At 62.2% G+C, this 15,510-nt stretch carries 11 protein-coding genes; 6 read left to right on the forward strand and 5 right to left on the reverse strand.

Features of this window, described 5'->3' with window-relative positions:
* Positions 1–24: 24 nt before the first annotated feature.
* The 4 genes from parE (at position 25) to QZH45_RS03510 (ending at position 6,154) form a co-directional block, all read left to right on the forward strand.
* Entirely contained in the window at positions 25–1,929 is a 1,905-nt protein-coding gene (gene parE / locus QZH45_RS03495; protein WP_053194263.1) for a DNA topoisomerase IV subunit B, read from the forward strand.
* Positions 1,929–2,915 carry an esterase-like activity of phytase family protein gene (locus tag QZH45_RS03500; protein ID WP_024780821.1) on the forward strand — a complete coding sequence of 329 codons (987 nt, stop codon included), beginning with the start codon at positions 1,929–1,931 and terminating at the stop codon, positions 2,913–2,915. Before parE ends, QZH45_RS03500 begins: the two co-directional genes overlap by 1 nt.
* 84 nt (positions 2,916–2,999) lie before the next feature.
* The gene (gene parC / locus QZH45_RS03505) at positions 3,000–5,264 is read left to right on the forward strand and encodes a DNA topoisomerase IV subunit A (RefSeq protein ID WP_055135265.1); all 2,265 of its coding nucleotides are present in this window, start codon (positions 3,000–3,002) and stop codon (positions 5,262–5,264) included.
* A gap of 179 nt (positions 5,265–5,443) precedes the next feature.
* A complete protein-coding gene (locus QZH45_RS03510) occupies positions 5,444–6,154 on the forward strand; it encodes a PqiC family protein (protein ID WP_024780819.1) in 711 nt (236 codons plus the stop codon).
* A gap of 227 nt (positions 6,155–6,381) precedes the next feature.
* Here QZH45_RS03510 and QZH45_RS03515 read toward each other — a convergent pair whose 3' ends face one another.
* Positions 6,382–7,896, reverse strand: a complete 1,515-nt coding sequence (locus QZH45_RS03515) for an AhpA/YtjB family protein (RefSeq protein ID WP_024780818.1) — start codon at positions 7,894–7,896, stop codon at positions 6,382–6,384.
* A gap of 133 nt (positions 7,897–8,029) precedes the next feature.
* Between QZH45_RS03515 and serB the strand changes: the two genes are divergently transcribed.
* On the forward strand, positions 8,030–9,244 hold the full coding sequence (serB, locus tag QZH45_RS03520) for a phosphoserine phosphatase SerB (RefSeq protein WP_024780817.1): 1,215 nt from the start codon (positions 8,030–8,032) through the stop codon (positions 9,242–9,244).
* Positions 9,245–9,317: 73 nt separating this feature from the next.
* Here serB and QZH45_RS03525 read toward each other — a convergent pair whose 3' ends face one another.
* From QZH45_RS03525 to QZH45_RS03540, 4 genes are all read right to left on the reverse strand, one after another.
* Positions 9,318–11,078 carry a hypothetical protein gene (locus QZH45_RS03525; protein ID WP_024780816.1) on the reverse strand — a complete coding sequence of 587 codons (1,761 nt, stop codon included), beginning with the start codon at positions 11,076–11,078 and terminating at the stop codon, positions 9,318–9,320.
* A 146-nt stretch (positions 11,079–11,224) separates the two neighbouring features.
* On the reverse strand, positions 11,225–12,085 hold the full coding sequence (asd, locus tag QZH45_RS03530) for an archaetidylserine decarboxylase (protein WP_055135981.1): 861 nt from the start codon (positions 12,083–12,085) through the stop codon (positions 11,225–11,227).
* Between the two features lie 19 nt (positions 12,086–12,104).
* Entirely contained in the window at positions 12,105–12,920 is an 816-nt protein-coding gene (locus QZH45_RS03535) for a rhodanese-like domain-containing protein (protein WP_024780814.1), read from the reverse strand.
* A gap of 42 nt (positions 12,921–12,962) precedes the next feature.
* Entirely contained in the window at positions 12,963–14,501 is a 1,539-nt protein-coding gene (locus QZH45_RS03540) for an HDOD domain-containing protein (RefSeq protein WP_024780813.1), read from the reverse strand.
* A gap of 154 nt (positions 14,502–14,655) precedes the next feature.
* Between QZH45_RS03540 and motA the strand changes: the two genes are divergently transcribed.
* A complete protein-coding gene (motA, locus tag QZH45_RS03545; protein WP_024780812.1) occupies positions 14,656–15,507 on the forward strand; it encodes a flagellar motor stator protein MotA in 852 nt (283 codons plus the stop codon).
* Positions 15,508–15,510: the final 3 nt, after the last annotated feature.

A 15,510-nucleotide genomic window follows, 5' to 3' on the forward strand; every position in this document is an offset into this window, starting at 1 on the left:
TTCGAACACAGACGACGAGACCCCATGGCCACTCCCAGCGCTAGCTCTTATAACGCAGACGCCATCGAAGTCCTCTCGGGCCTCGACCCGGTGCGCAAGCGCCCCGGCATGTACACCGACACCAGTCGGCCGAACCACCTCGCCCAGGAAGTCATCGACAACAGTGTCGACGAAGCCTTGGCCGGGCACGCCAAATCGGTGCAGGTCATCCTGCACGCCGACCATTCGCTGGAAGTCAGCGATGACGGCCGTGGCATGCCGGTGGACATTCACCCCGAAGAGGGCGTGTCGGGTGTCGAGCTGATCCTCACCAAGCTCCATGCGGGCGGTAAGTTTTCCAACAAGAACTACCAGTTCTCCGGCGGTCTGCACGGGGTGGGTATTTCCGTGGTCAACGCCTTGTCGACCCAGGTCCGGGTGCGGGTCAAGCGGGATGGCAACGAATACCAGATGACGTTCGCCGACGGCTACAAGGCCACCGAGCTGGAAGTGGTCGGCAGTGTCGGCAAGCGCAACACCGGCACCAGCGTGTATTTCGCGCCGGATCCGAAGTATTTCGATTCGCCGAAGTTTTCCGTCAGCCGCCTCAAGCATGTGCTCAAGGCCAAGGCGGTGTTGTGCCCGGGGTTATTGGTCAGTTTCGAGGACAAAACCACCGGCGAGAAAGTCGAATGGCATTACGAGGATGGCCTGCGTTCCTATCTGGTGGACGCGGTCAGTGGTTTTGAACGCCTGCCCGACGAACCGTTCTGCGGCAGTCTGGCCGGCAATAAAGAGGCGGTCGACTGGGCGCTGTTATGGTTGCCCGAGGGCGGCGAGAGCGTCCAGGAAAGCTACGTCAACCTGATTCCCACGGCCCAGGGCGGCACCCACGTCAACGGCTTGCGTCAGGGCTTGCTCGATGCAATGCGTGAGTTCTGCGAGTTCCGCAACCTGCTTCCGCGTGGGGTGAAGCTGGCGCCGGAGGACGTGTGGGAGCGCATTGCCTTCGTGCTGTCGATGAAGATGCAGGAGCCGCAGTTCTCCGGGCAGACCAAGGAGCGCTTGTCGTCCCGTGAAGCGGCGGCGTTTGTCTCCGGTGTGGTCAAGGATGCGTTCAGCCTGTGGCTCAATGCCAACCCGGAAACCGGCCTGGCTTTGGCGGAGCTGGCGATCAGCAACGCCGGCCGTCGTCTCAAGGCCAGCAAGAAGGTCGAGCGCAAGCGCATCACTCAGGGGCCGGCGTTGCCGGGCAAGCTCGCCGATTGCGCGGGACAGGACCCGATGCGTTCCGAGCTGTTCCTGGTGGAAGGTGACTCCGCCGGCGGCTCGGCCAAGCAGGCACGGGACAAGGAGTTCCAGGCGATCCTGCCGTTGCGGGGCAAGATCCTCAACACTTGGGAAGTGGACGGCAGCGAAGTGCTGGCCAGCCAGGAAGTGCACAACATCGCCGTGGCCATCGGGGTCGATCCGGGCGCGGAGGACATGAGCCAGCTGCGTTACGGCAAAATCTGCATCCTTGCCGACGCCGACTCCGACGGCCTGCACATCGCAACCTTGCTGTGCGCCTTGTTCGTCCAGCATTTCCGTCCGCTGGTGGACGCCGGTCACGTCTACGTCGCGATGCCGCCGCTGTATCGCATCGACTTGGGCAAGGAAATCTACTACGCCCTGGACGAAGCCGAGCGTGACGGTATTCTCGACCGCCTGGTGGCCGAGAAGAAACGCGGCAAACCGCAGGTCACCCGATTCAAGGGCCTGGGCGAGATGAACCCGCCGCAGCTGCGCGAAACCACCATGGACCCGAACACCCGTCGTCTGGTGCAACTGACCTTGGACGATTTCGCCGCGACCTCGGAAATGATGGACATGCTGCTGGCGAAGAAACGCGCGGGTGATCGCAAGTCCTGGCTTGAGTCCAAGGGCGACCTGGCCGAGGTCCTGGCCTGATGCGCAACGGTTTCGCCCTGGCGCTGTTGCTATGGGCGGGGGCCATCTTCGCGGGGCCGGTACCGGAATTGAAGTTGCTGTCCGAGCACGCTGTCGACGGCATGCGCGGCGGCAATCTGTCCGGGCTGGCTTTCTGTGGCGATGAGATGTGGACGGTGTCGGATCGCGACGATGACCGCATTTATCGCCTCGACACCTCCCGTGATGGGGCCTGGCCTGCCCAGGCGTTGATCATCGACGTGCCGCAGGCGCCGGACAGCGGTTTGCCCTGGGGGCTGAGGTCGCGCACCTGGGCGGCGTCGTTCCTGCGCGGTGGCGAGCTGGATTTCGAAGGCATCAGCTGCGACAGCGCCGGCAATCGATATGTGGTCAGCGAATCTCACGCCGCCGTATTGCAGGTGCCGCCGTTGGGCGATGTCTCCTGGCTGAAGATTGCCCCGACAATGATCCGCGAGGCCCGTGCCAGCGGCATGTTGCTGCATTTCAATGCATTGTTCGAAGGTCTGGCGGTGAACTCGGCCGGCGACCGGCTATGGCTGGCGGCGGAGCGGGAGCGACGTGGCTTGCTCTTGATCAAGCGTCAGCAGACGGTGTGGGACTGTGACGGTCATTGTGTGCTGTTGAGCGAAGCAGGGCAGGAAATGCAGCCGGCGCAGTTTCCCAATGCCAAGGCGGTATCCCGGGATTTTGCCGACTTGTCCCTGTTCGACGGCAAGCTGTTCACCCTGGAGCGCAACGCCTATCAGATTTGTCGCCGCGATCTCCAGACCGCCGAAGTCGAGCGCTGCTGGTCGTTTGCCGCCGAGGCCTTGCAGGATAATCGTCGCTATTCCCAGGCCTATGGGCTGGCCGAGGCCCTGGTGGTGGACGCCAAGGGCGCCTGGGTTGGCCTGGACAACAATGACGGGGCCCGGGCCGACGGCGAAGAACGGCCGATCATCTGGCGCTTTGCCGCACCTGATGGCGGTTGGAGCGCATCGCCATGAGCCGGCCGCCCCTGAACATACTTGAATCTACCCAGCGCGATGGCAGCATGCCGTTGCGCCAGACAATGAACTGATGAGGCCCGCATGAGCGACATTCTTGCAGACAGCTTGGACGGCGTAGAGCGCCGATCGCTGGCTGACTTCACCGAAAATGCCTACCTCAATTACTCCATGTACGTGATCATGGACCGTGCCTTGCCGCACATCGGCGACGGTCTGAAGCCGGTTCAGCGGCGGATCGTCTATGCCATGAGCGAGTTGGGGCTGGATGCCGATTCCAAGCACAAGAAGTCGGCGCGGACCGTCGGTGACGTGCTCGGCAAGTTCCACCCCCACGGTGACTCGGCCTGCTACGAAGCCATGGTGCTGATGGCCCAGCCGTTCAGCTACCGCTACACCTTGGTGGATGGCCAGGGTAACTGGGGTGCACCGGACGATCCCAAGTCGTTCGCGGCCATGCGTTACACCGAGGCGCGGCTGTCGCGTTATTCCGAGGTGCTGCTCAGCGAGCTGGGCCAGGGCACGGCGGACTGGGGGCCGAACTTCGACGGCACTCTCGACGAGCCTCTGGTTTTGCCGGCACGTTTGCCGAATATCCTGCTCAATGGCACCACCGGCATCGCCGTCGGCATGGCCACTGACGTACCGCCCCATAACCTGCGGGAAGTCGCCACGGCGTGCGTGCGTCTGTTGGACGAACCGAAAGCCACGGTGGAGCAACTCTGCGAGCATATCCAGGGGCCGGACTACCCAACCGAAGCGGAAATCATCACCCCGCGCGCTGACTTGCTGAAGATCTACGAGAGCGGCCGCGGTTCGGTACGCATGCGCGCCGTGTATCACATCGAAGACGGCGACATCATCGTCACCGCGCTGCCACACCAGGTTTCCGGGGCCAAGGTGTTGGAGCAGATTGCCGCGATGATGCAGGCAAAGCCGTCGAAAGCGCCGCAAGTGGCGGATCTGCGTGACGAATCGGACCACGAGAACCCGTGCCGCATCGTGATCATCCCGGTCAACAGCCGGGTCGACCACGATGCCTTGATGCAGCACCTGTTTGCCAGCACCGATCTGGAGTCCAGCTACCGGGTCAACATCAACATCATCGGCCTGGACGGCAAGCCACAGTTGAAAAACCTGCGGGCGCTGTTGGTGGAATGGCTGGAGTTTCGCGTCAAAACGGTGCGTCGACGCCTGCAATTCCGCCTGGACAAGGTCGAGCGCCGCTTGCACTTGTTGGACGGTTTGCTGATTGCCTACCTCAACCTGGACGAAGTGATCCACATCATCCGCACCGAGGAGCACCCGAAGGCGAAGCTGATCGAGCGTTTTGCCCTGAGCGAAATTCAGGCCGATTACATCCTCGACACCCGCCTGCGGCAATTGGCGCGGCTGGAAGAGATGAAGTTACGGACCGAGCAAGACGAATTGCTCAAGGAGCAGGCCAAACTGCTCGCCTTGCTGGGCAGCGAGGCCAAGCTCAAGAAGCTGGTGCGCACCGAGTTGCTCAAGGACGCCGAAACCTATGGTGACGACCGTCGTTCGCCCATCGTCGAGCGGGCCGAAGCCAAGGCTCTGAGCGAACACGATCTGCTGCCTAACGAGAAAGTGACCGTCGTGCTGTCGGAAAAAGGCTGGGTGCGCTCTGCAAAGGGGCACGACATCGACGCGGTGGGACTTTCCTACAAGGCCGGGGACGGATTCAAGGCCCTGGCACCTGGGCGCTCGAACCAATTTGCGGTGTTTATCGACTCCACGGGTCGCAGTTATTCGGTGCCCGCCCATACCCTGCCATCGGCTCGCGGCCAGGGCGAACCGCTTACCGGTCGTCTGACGCCACCACCGGGTGCAACTTTTGAGTGCGTGCTGATGCCTGATGATGACGGGCTGTACGTTATTGCGTCGGACGCCGGCTACGGGTTCGTCGTCAAGGGTGAAGACCTGCAAGCCAAGAACAAGGCGGGCAAGGCGTTGTTGAGCCTGCCAAACAACGCCAAGGTCATCGCCCCGCGCCCGGTTTTCGACCGGGATAACAACTGGTTGGCTTCGGTGACGACCGAGGGGCGGCTGCTGGTCTTCAAAATCAGCGACCTGCCACAATTAGGTAAAGGTAAAGGTAATAAGATCATTGGAATTTCCGGCGAACGGGTCGCTAGTCGCGAGGAATATGTCACGGATATTGCAGTGCTGCCGGAGGGGGCCACGCTTGTGCTACAGGCTGGAAAGCGTACGCTCTCACTCAAAGCAGACGATCTTGAGCATTACAAAGGTGAACGTGGTCGGCGGGGCAACAAGCTTCCAAGAGGTTTTCAGCGGGTCGATGCACTGCTCGTCGAAAACCTCAATTAAGCGTGCTAGACGGCTCGGTCTGCGATTAAAAGCCGCAGATCGTTGCTTTTGCGCTGGAGTCGGAACGCATATTCACGGATGATAGGCCCTTTCAAGCGCCGGCGTGGCCGAGCGTTCTTCATAATGACCGAGTATTTTTTCACTGTGGTAAGCCTTGTGGCCGCCACCTGGATGGAACGATGACTGCTCTGCGCCTTCCTATTTTGTGGCTCGCCGGCCTGCTTGGCCTGGCGGGTTGCAGCCTCCATCAGCCGGTGTCGCTGTATCAACTCGACAGTGGCAACCCGGCCCAGCCTGCGCAAAGCACAGGTATGGCTGTATTGCTGGGCCCGGTGTCGATCGCCGACTACCTGCAACGCGAAACCCTGTTGCAACGCCAACCCGACGGTAGCTTGCAGGCTGCCACTGACGGCCGTTGGGCCGGCAGCCTCTCCTCGGACATCGACCAGTTGCTGCTGCGCCAGGTGGCCGGCCACCTGGACAGTCAGCGCGTGGTATTGGCGCCGGCCACCCAGGGTTTCACCCCGGATGTCCAAGTGCTGCTGTCGATCACTCGCCTGGATTCGGGCGAAGCGCAACCAGCGGTGCTCGATGCCCAGTGGCGGTTGATCGACCGTCGCGGCAAAGTTCGTGAGAACCGCATCGTTCATCTGCAAGAGCAACATACCGGCGGTACCGCTGCGCAGGTTCAGGCCCAGGGCGTCCTTCTGCAGCGTTTGGCGGAGCAACTGTCCGCGGCGCTCAAGCCATTGGCCAACCAGCCGCCGCTGGTCGAGGCGGCACCGCGCAAGGCCGCTCCTTCCCAGGCCAAGCCTGCTGAGCCGGAAAAGTCGCCAAATATTCCGATGGCCTTGCCAATTCGTACCGACATGGAAGTGTTCAGGTTCTGATGGCCGGACTGGAGGCAAGACAAAGCCCGCGTTGATGCGGGCTTGTTGTTTCTGGGGGATAGATCTTCGGCGGCTGTGCTGGCCTCATCGCGAGCAGGGCTCGCTCCCACAGGTTTAGCGCTGTCCTTGTGGGAGCGAGCCCTGCTCGCGATGAGGCCCGCGAAGGCCACAAAAAAGCCCGCGGACAATCACTCATCTGCGGGCTTCGTCATTCCAGCGACCTGAATTCAGGCCTGGCGCTCATGCATTCGCGCCAGTTGCCGCTCCAGCATCGACGGATACGGTTCCATCAAGCGTTCCACACAACACGCGCCTTCGGGGCTGGCGATGGGGCGGATGCGGGTGCGCTGGCGGATCAGGGCATCGTCGTTGATCTTGCGTTCCACCAGCAGCAGGTTGCGGCTGTGTTGCGATAGCGCCAGGGCGTCCTGGGCGGTCTCGGTCAGCAACAGGTCGATCTGACTCAGGCCGAACAGCCCGTCGCCCAGGGTCAGGCCCAGTTGCAGCTGCAAAGTGATGCCGCTGTCAGCGACTTCGATCTGTAATTGATGACCCAGGGCCCGCAGCAATTCACCGCAGCAAATGGCATTGGTCAGGTAATCGTCACCGCTGTCTTCGGTATGGAACAGCATCAAGGTGCTGCCGTCGTTCAGGGTGTGCAGTTCACCCTGGTAGAGCGAGGCGGCTTGGTCGAGGCAATCGCGGTAGCGTTCGAGCAGTTCCTTCAGGCGAGCCTGGGGCAAGCGACGCAGTTGGTCCTGGGCGCCCAGTTGCACGGCCAGCACGGCGCTGTTTTGTGGTTGATGCGAGGCGGCGGGCCTGGCGACTGCTTGCGGTTGCCCGGCCACCGATTCGTCCCGCAGGTCGGCGAAGGCGTCGTCGTCTTCATCGTCCTCGATCGTCCGTACCACGTGACGAGGCGCGGGCCTGGACGTTGGCATGGGCTGGCTTTCATCGAAGCCGGGATCACGCAGGTTGCGCACCTCGAACTCCGGTTCGGCCTCATCGTCAGCGTAATCGATGTCCTCGGGCTCCGGCACGGGTTCGGGTTCCGGTGCGAAGCTGGCGTGCAGCTGCCGCGCCAGATCACCGATTTCGTCCTGGCGCTGGGTGGCCGGGGTGTGTTCGTCGATGTCCCGCAGCCAGACGCGCAACTGCAGCAGTGGCGTGGAAAGATGTCGCCCCAGACGCAGGCTCAACGCCAGCGCCAGAGCCAGCAGTATCGCGCTGAGGATGCCCATGCTTTGCAGGCTGATGGTCATCGGTTGCTGGAACTGGTCCATGTCCAGACTGATGCGCAGTTGTCCGGCGGTCACGTCCTGGAAGGTGATCTTGCTCTGGTACATGCCGCCGGGCTCGCCCAACAGACCTGGCTTGGGACGCTGGCCGGCCTCGGCGAGAATGCGGTTGTCCACGCTGTAGATGGCGGCGTGGGCGACCAGTTTGTTCTTGGTCAGATTGTTGAGTAGCACGTTGAGGCTGAGGATGTCGTTGGACACCAGCAACTCGGTGGCGGACGTAGCGGTCTGGGTGGTCAGGCTTTCACCCAGGGCATCGGCCTGCTCGTGCATCGCCTGCTTGAACTGCAGGCCCATCACGCAGGCATAGATGACCAGGGCCAGGGCGACCAGGATCACGTTATGGCTGGCAATGCGCAATGCAATCGGCACGCGACGATGGCGCAGTGCACGGAAGATCAGCAGGAAGAAGTTGTCGGTTTTGACTGGCGTGGGCCGGTTCACTGAGCTCGGCTCTTTGTCCGTGAAATTGACGCGCAGTATAGCGACAGCCCCATGACCGGCAAAGCACTGGCGGTGCCCGATGGTCACTGAAAGTGGGTAGAATGCGGTTTTTTTCCACCTGCGGGGGTGCGCCTTGCGCGAAATCGTCCTGATAAACATCACTGGCAGCGACCGTCCGGGTCTGACTGCGGCCATTACCGGCGTTCTGGCCCAGGGTGGTGTGAACATTCTAGACATCGGTCAGGCGGTGATCCACGACACGCTGTCCTTTGGCATCCTGGTTGAAATTCCGGATGCAGAGCGGAGCAAGTCGGTGCTCAAAGACATCCTGTTCACCGCTTACAAGCTTGATCAACAGGTCCGTTTCACGCCGGTGTCCGAAGCGGACTACCAGCACTGGGTGGCCGGGCAGGGCAAGAAGCGGCACATTGTTACCCTGTTGACCCGCAAGGTCACCGCCGAACAGCTGCAGCGCGTCAGTTCGATCACCGCCCAGTACGGCCTGAACATCGACCACATCGATCGTTTGTCTGGACGCATGCCACTGGACACCCCGGCGGACAAGGGCAAAGGGTGCATCGAATTTTCCGTGCGCGGCGAGCCGGCCGATCCCCATGCGTTGCGTGCCGAGTTCCTGAGCGTATCCCAGGAGCTGAACGTCGACATTGCGTTCCAGGAAGACTCGCTGTTCCGTCGCAACCGTCGCTTGGCGGTGTTCGACATGGATTCGACACTGATCGAAGCCGAAGTCATTGATGAACTGGCCAAGGCTGCCGGCGTGGGCGACAAGGTGTCGGCCATCACCGAGCGGGCCATGGCCGGCGAGCTGGATTTTCGCGCCAGCTTCAAGGAACGCCTGGCGTTATTGCAAGGCCTGGACGTCAGTGTACTGGACGCCATCGGCGCCTCCCTGCGCTTGACCGAGGGCGCCGAAACCCTGTTTGCCGAACTCAAGCGCCTGGGCTACAAGACGGCGATCCTGTCCGGTGGCTTTACCTACTTTGCCAAGCAGTTGCAGGCCAGGCTCGGCATCGACTATGTGTTTGCCAACGAGTTGGAAGTGGTGGACGGCAAGGTGACCGGCGTGGCCGTCGAACCTATCGTCGATGCCCAGCGCAAAGCTGACCTGCTGCGCGAGCTGGCCGAAAAAGAAGGCCTGCGCCTGGAGCAGACCATCGCCGTGGGTGACGGTGCCAACGACCTGCCGATGCTGGCGATAGCGGGCCTGGGTGTGGCATTCCGGGCCAAGCCGCTGGTCAAGCAATCGGCCAGGCAGGCGATCTCCACCCTGGGGCTGGATGGGGTGTTGTACCTGCTCGGTTTCAGGGATCGCGACGGACAACTCTGAACCAGGGTCTGTGACTTTTTTCTTTTGTGGCGAGGGGATAAATCCCCTCGCCACAGGGTTGCTTGGTTGTCTGTTAAAGCGACTTCCACAACGAATCGAAATCCCCTTCCTGGTCTCCGCCGCCCCCGGCGGGGCCGGCATCCTCCTGGTGATAGGCAAACTGGTTGAAGCTGTGGGTGCTGGTCACCCGCCGGTCCAGGCCCGCCCGGAGTTCCTGGCCGTTTGTGTTGATCAGGACCTTTTGCCCCTCCTGGAATGGCAGGCGGGGGGCGATCATGGTTGCGGGAAGTTCGATGGCACTGATTTCCGGCAATAACAACCCTCGCAGGTAATGGCCGGTTTCGTTCTTCTCCCGGACCAATTGCACGCCGCAAGGCTGGGCATAGGGGGCAACCAGCTCAATGCCCATTTGCATGGCGCCGCCGCGAACCTGGCGGATCCAGCGCACCACCGCGACGCTCCAGGCCTGATCGTTGGTATCTCGAATGCCGATCATTTCCCCGGCCTGCAATTGCTCCGGCACTTCTTTCGGCCAACCAAGGCAGTATCCCCCGGGGCTGTGGTTGACGATTGGCAGTTCATAAGTGGGAAAGTGATGCTGGTTGTCCGACCCGCTGGCCTCTTCATCGGCCGGGTTGACCGGGTATTCGATCTCTTCGTAGGGCAGCATGTCGCTGTCCCCCGTGGGGGCGGCGTCGAAGGCTTGCTTCCAGGTATCGCTGGCCTTGCTGGGCGAGGCTTCGAAGCGGGCCTTGCGGGTGACAGGAGTCTTCAGGATTTCGCTGAAGGAGCGTTCGCCACCGAGGTAATAGTGCAGCGCACTCATACCCACGCAAATGGTAAGCGTGCCATTACCTTCGGTGCGCTGGAAGCTGCGTTCGACGGCTTCACCCCAGGCGGCTTGCAAATGCTGCAAGGTATCGGTGCTCATGCCGCCAGGTACCGGCAGGGTGTGCTCGGCAGGCCGCTCCAGATGAGTGGTGATCGCGCGCACCAGCGGTTCGAGGTCAACACCCAGCAGGCCCGGTTGTTGCTCGGCCCTGAACTTGGAACGGTAGCGCGGCCCGACATCCAGCTCCGGCGCAACGGCGAACAGGCTGGCGGCGATGCTGGTCGGGTCCAGCTTGATCCGCTGGCTCCAGGCTTCCAGCACTTCGGCCAGTCGTGCGATCTGGCCCTGGCGCAGCTGATTGCTGCGTGATGCGCCCAGCAGCAGGGCCACGACGTAGGTTTGCTCGGCGCTCAGTTGCTGGACCTGGCTGACCAAGTCGTCGCCGATACTCAGGTGTTGCAACCGGTGCTGGCAGGCGATCCGGTACAACTGGTGCAGATCGAGCCATAGCCCTTCAGGCACTGGGCTATACAGCTCGGTGGCGCGCAGCAATGGACCGTTGAGGGCGTGCATCGCCCTTTGCAGTGCGGTGCTCAGCAGGCGCGCCCGGTCCTTGGTGAACTTCGGTGCGATGCGCGCCACGATCTGTTTGTAGCCCATCGCCAGATGAGTTTGCAGGGCCTGGCACAGGTTGACGATCTTGCGCGAGCGATCATCGAGCACGATGGCCTGTTGCAGAAAATGTCGCTCCAGGTGCTTGCAGACGTAATACACCTCGGGTCGCAACAGTTCGAGCAATTGCAGGCGATTCTCGCTGGGGGTGAGCAGCAGGTTGAGTTCGCCGATGGCCTGGTACAGCAGGCGAGCCGTTTCGCCGATGTTGGCCTTGGGCAGATTGGCAATCCACCGCTTGAGATCCCTTGGCGTAGCCTCGCAGAACGACAGGCGTGATTGCGTCGGGGTGGAGACGCGCAATAGCGGGAGAGGGCTGGTCTCATTCATGCCGTGGACGGCTCCGGCTGGAAATGAAGGGATGTCTCCAACTCTAGCAGGTGTAGCCGAAAGGGCAGAGTCTTCAAAAAGAACGCAGGCTTCGCCAGCTCCTACAGGTCATGCGCGCACCTGTAGGAGCCTGCGATCTTTTTGAATCAACTGTTTGGCAGTGCCAAACCCTGGCCCATCCGCACTGGCGAACCGGCCACCAGATCTTCGGCCCACTTCACTTGGCCCGGCCCGAACAGCACGATGGCGGTCGAGCCCAGTTTGAAGCGGCCCAGCTCGGCGCCTTTTTCCAGGTGGATCGGCGCGCGGGCGGCTTCGTCGTAGCGGAACGTCTTGAGTTCGCGCTTGGGCGGCGTGACCAGCCCGGCCCAGACGGTTTCGATGGAGGCTACGATCATTGCACCCACCAGCACCACGGCCATCGGCCCGCGCTCGGTGTCGAAGATGCATGCCACGCGTTCGTTGCGGGCGAACAGCTCCGGGACGTTTTCGGCGGTGGTCTGGTTGACCGAGAAGATGCGGCCCGGAATGTAGACCATCTCCCGCAAGGTGCCGGCCAGCGGCATGTGCACGCGGTGATAATCCTTGGGCGACAGGTAGATGGTCGCGAAATCGCCGCCCATGAACGGCGCTGCGTTGGCCGAGTCGCCACCCAGCAGTTCCAACACGCTGAAGCTGTGGCCCTTGGCCTGGAATACCCGGCCGTGCTCGATAGGGCCGAGCTGGCTGACGGCGCCGTCGGCAGGGCTGAGGATCGCGCCGGGTGTTTCATCCAGCGGCCGTGCGCCTTCTTTCAAGGCGCGGGTGAAGAACGCATTGAAGTGCTCGTAGGCGGTCAGGTCCTCCACGAGGGCCTGGGACATGTCCACTTGGTAACGCTTGGCGAACCACTGGGTGAACGCGTTCTTGAACCACCGCACGCGGCATTCGGCGATGCAGCCGGCCAGTCGTGACAGCAGGTGGTGGGGCAGCAGGTACTGGGTGATGATGAACAAACGGTTTTTCATTAAATATCCTTAGGAACCTTCAAAGCTCGATCGGGGTGTCGGGGTGGTTGCCCCATTCGCCCCAGGAGCCGGCGTAGCCCTTGACCCGTGGGTAACCGAGCGCCTTGGCCACCAGATAGGTGAAGCCGGAGCGGTGGTGAGTCTGGCAGTGGGTGATGATCTCTTTGTCGGGCGTGATGCCCAGTTGTTCGAGGATCTGCGGCATGTCCCGGCGGATGCGCAGGCTGCGAGTCTTGTCCATGCCTGCGGTCCATTCGAAATTGACGGCGCCGGGAATGTGACCGCCCCTGGCCGCGACGATTTTCTCGCCGGAATATTCCAGCGGGCCCCGTGCGTCCCAGATCGCCAGGTCGGCGGCGCCGAGACGGCTTTGCAGATACTCGCGGGTGGCAGTAGGTTCGTCGCGCAGCGTCAGTTGCACCGGGCCGCCGGCGCAGACCGGTACATCGGTGCTGACCGGCAGGCTTTCGTCCAGCCATGCCAGCAGGCCGCCATCGAGGTAGTGGTATTTCGAATGGCCGATCACGTCCAGCAGCCAGATAAAGCGGCCGGCCCAGCCGCCACCTTCGTCGTCATAGACCACGTAGACCGCATCCGGGTTGTGCCCGAGTTCGCCAAACAAGGCCTCGAGATCGGCTTTGGCCGGCAACAGTCCCGGCGCTGGTGGCTGGCCCAATTGCGTGCGCTTGGGATCGACGAAGCGTGCGCCAGGGATGTGGCCGGTGCTGTAGCGGGCGGCGCTGGTCAGGTCCACCAGAATCAGCTCGCGGGCGTCGAGACGCGGGAGCAGATCGCTGGGCTCGATCACCAGCGGCAAGCCAGAGAAGTCAGGCATGTCACGCCTCCAGGGACGCAAAAGGAAGGGATTGTACCAAGTTCAGCGGCCACGGTTGGTAAAGGTATGAAGCGCCCGTTCGATGCACTGCACGGTCCTGCCGAAGGCTTGCACCGTCACATCCACGAAGGGGCCGCCGCCCTGGTCCACGGCCACCAGCATGATCACCCGGCCATTGCAGGTCAGGGAGCGCAACAGCATGTGCTCGCCCTTGAACAGTGCGCGCAGTCCCGGTGGCAGCAGTGCCGAGAACTGTGCATTGTTTTCCGGGTTCAGGCGAACCTGTGCCTGCTGCGCCAGCAACCGCTGCAACACCTTGCTCTGGCTGATGGAGAAACTCATGGCCGCGGCCTCAGGGGGCAGGCCGGCGATCTGGTGCACGCGCACGCTGGTCTGGCTGCGGTCGGCCATCAGGATCATCACCCGGCGCATGCCGCACGCCACCAGCGCATCCCGTGCCGAAGTGGTCAAGTGCATGGCGTTGCTGAAGGGGCTTGGCTCCACCAGCAGCGCGGCGCATCGTTTGCGCCACAGGGCCAGGTCTTCGGTGCTGGGTTCGGCGACGGAGGACCTTGCGGCCTGGACGCGACGGCTGCCCGGTGGCCAGATCAGCGCCACGGCCGGATGCCAGAGGTCCGGCATGGCGTGGTGACGGGCACTGCTGGCGGCCTGTTGGTGCAACTGTTGCTGAAGCTCATCCATGGGCATCTGCAGGTACAGGCTGGTAAGGTATTGCCAGCGGATGCTGTGGGGGCAATCCCACGCCTGATGCGCCGACAGTGCCAGGCCATTAGCCAGCAGCACGGTATTGGCCGGCTGGTTGAGCCAGCGTCGCAGGGTCGGGTCATCGTCCAGGCGGTTTTGCTGGCGCAGCGGGTGTTCGCTGTCCCGGGCGATGCGCAACACCTTCACCAGCTCACGGCGCTCATTGAGCAGCAGGCGATAGCCTTGCGCCACCCAATTCGGCAAGCGCCAGGCTTCCACCACCGCGAGACAGATCTCCAGCAGGCCGACACCGAACAGTTCGCGCTCCACCTTGCTGGCCGACTGACCTCTATGGATCACCCGCATCTCCCATTCCCCCAGCAATCGCGGGTGAGTCAGGGCCAGGGGCCAGAGCGGTGACAGGAACAACAGGCTGCCCCAGTGGATGTCCTGCCACAGCCGTGCCAGGCGGCTGGCAAAAAAGCCATTGGCCTGTTGCGTGGCGTGCTGGCTGATCAACTGCAACTGGCGCAGGGTGACGGGGATCTCCTGCTCCGGCAGCGAGGGCAGACGGGCGAGCAGCTCCTCGGTACGCGTGAGGCCGAGGCGGTTGATGGCCACTTCGAGGTTTTCCGCCGGTTCAGTGAGGCTGCCATGGGTATGATGGTTGGCTTCGCGGATAACGCTCAGGGCCAGGGCAGGGCTGTCCTGCATGAGCTCGGCGATGTCGCGCAACGAGCGGCGACTGTCGGCAATGGCCCTGCAGACCCGGTCATGACTGGCCTGGGGCACCGGCAAATGCACGCCCTCGAGCAGTTTCACCCAGCCTTCGAGCGTGGTCGGTCGTGGGGTTGGAACCTTCGTTTCGTTAGCCATGGCTGGACGTGATCATCGCATGCTGCAACGTGGCAAATTGGCTTTTCGCCTGAACTGGCTATAGTCTGGCGCAGTTTTGCCGATAAGTAGAAGAAGAGATTTTCCAGCTTCCGAATATGACCTTGAACCCGACTTAAATAAGTACTTTCAATCTATGGCTAAAATTATCGGCATCATTGTCGTGTTCGCGAGCGTACTCGGCGGATACGTGCTCTCCCATGGCAAGATTGCCGCCCTGATCCAACCCTTCGAGGTGATGATCATCGGTGGCGCGGCCCTTGGCGCATTCCTGCAGGCCAACCCCGGCTACATGACGATGCATGTGCTCAAGAAGTCCTTGGGCATGTTCAGTTCGCGCTTCAGTCACACTTTCTATCTCGAGGTGCTGGGGCTGATCTACGAGATCCTCAACAAGAGCCGCCGCGAAGGCATGATGGCGATCGAGGGCGATATCGAAGACGCCGCCGCCAGCCCGATCTTCGCCAAGTATCCAGCAGTGCTCAAGGACGCCCGCATGACGGCGTTCATCTGTGATTACCTGCGCATCATGTCGTCCGGCAACATGGCCCCCCATGAACTCGAAGGCCTGTTCGACATGGAGTTGTACAGCCTCAAGGAGGACCTGGAGCATCCGTCCCACGCCGTGACCGGCATCGCCGACGCCATGCCCGGCTTCGGTATTGTCGCGGCGGTACTGGGTATCGTGGTGACCATGGCTTCCCTGGGCGATGGCGACCAGAAGTCCATCGGCCTGCACGTGGGGGCGGCCCTGGTCGGTACCTTCTTCGGTATTCTGGCCGCGTATGGTTTCTTCGGTCCGCTGGCCCACTCCCTGGCCCATGATGCCAAGGAAGAGCTCAATACCTACGAGGCCATCAAGGCCTCCCTGGTGGCCTCGGCCTCGGGCATGCCGCCTTCGCTGGCGGTGGAGTTCGGCCGCAAGGTTCTGTACCCGGCGCATCGTCCGAGCTTTGCCGAGCTGGAACAAGCGGTTCGCGGTCGCTAAGCC

Source organism: Pseudomonas corrugata, assembly GCF_050920615.1.
Lineage (GTDB): Bacteria > Pseudomonadota > Gammaproteobacteria > Pseudomonadales > Pseudomonadaceae > Aquipseudomonas > Aquipseudomonas corrugata.

Bases quoted from the DNA above. Each gene is read 5' to 3' on its own strand.
- QZH45_RS03535 (WP_024780814.1), bottom strand. From the start codon at position 12,920: ATGCCTGACTTCTCTGGCTTGCCGCTGGTGATCGAGCCCAGCGATCTG.
- QZH45_RS03525 (WP_024780816.1), bottom strand. From the start codon at position 11,078: ATGAATGAGACCAGCCCTCTCCCGCTATTGCGCGTCTCCACCCCGACG.
- parC (WP_055135265.1), top strand. From the start codon at position 3,000: ATGAGCGACATTCTTGCAGACAGCTTGGACGGCGTAGAGCGCCGATCG.
- QZH45_RS03500 (WP_024780821.1), top strand. From the start codon at position 1,929: ATGCGCAACGGTTTCGCCCTGGCGCTGTTGCTATGGGCGGGGGCCATC.
- motA (WP_024780812.1), top strand. From the start codon at position 14,656: ATGGCTAAAATTATCGGCATCATTGTCGTGTTCGCGAGCGTACTCGGC.
- parE (WP_053194263.1), top strand. From the start codon at position 25: ATGGCCACTCCCAGCGCTAGCTCTTATAACGCAGACGCCATCGAAGTC.
- QZH45_RS03510 (WP_024780819.1), top strand. From the start codon at position 5,444: ATGACTGCTCTGCGCCTTCCTATTTTGTGGCTCGCCGGCCTGCTTGGC.
- QZH45_RS03540 (WP_024780813.1), bottom strand. From the start codon at position 14,501: ATGGCTAACGAAACGAAGGTTCCAACCCCACGACCGACCACGCTCGAA.
- asd (WP_055135981.1), bottom strand. From the start codon at position 12,085: ATGAAAAACCGTTTGTTCATCATCACCCAGTACCTGCTGCCCCACCAC.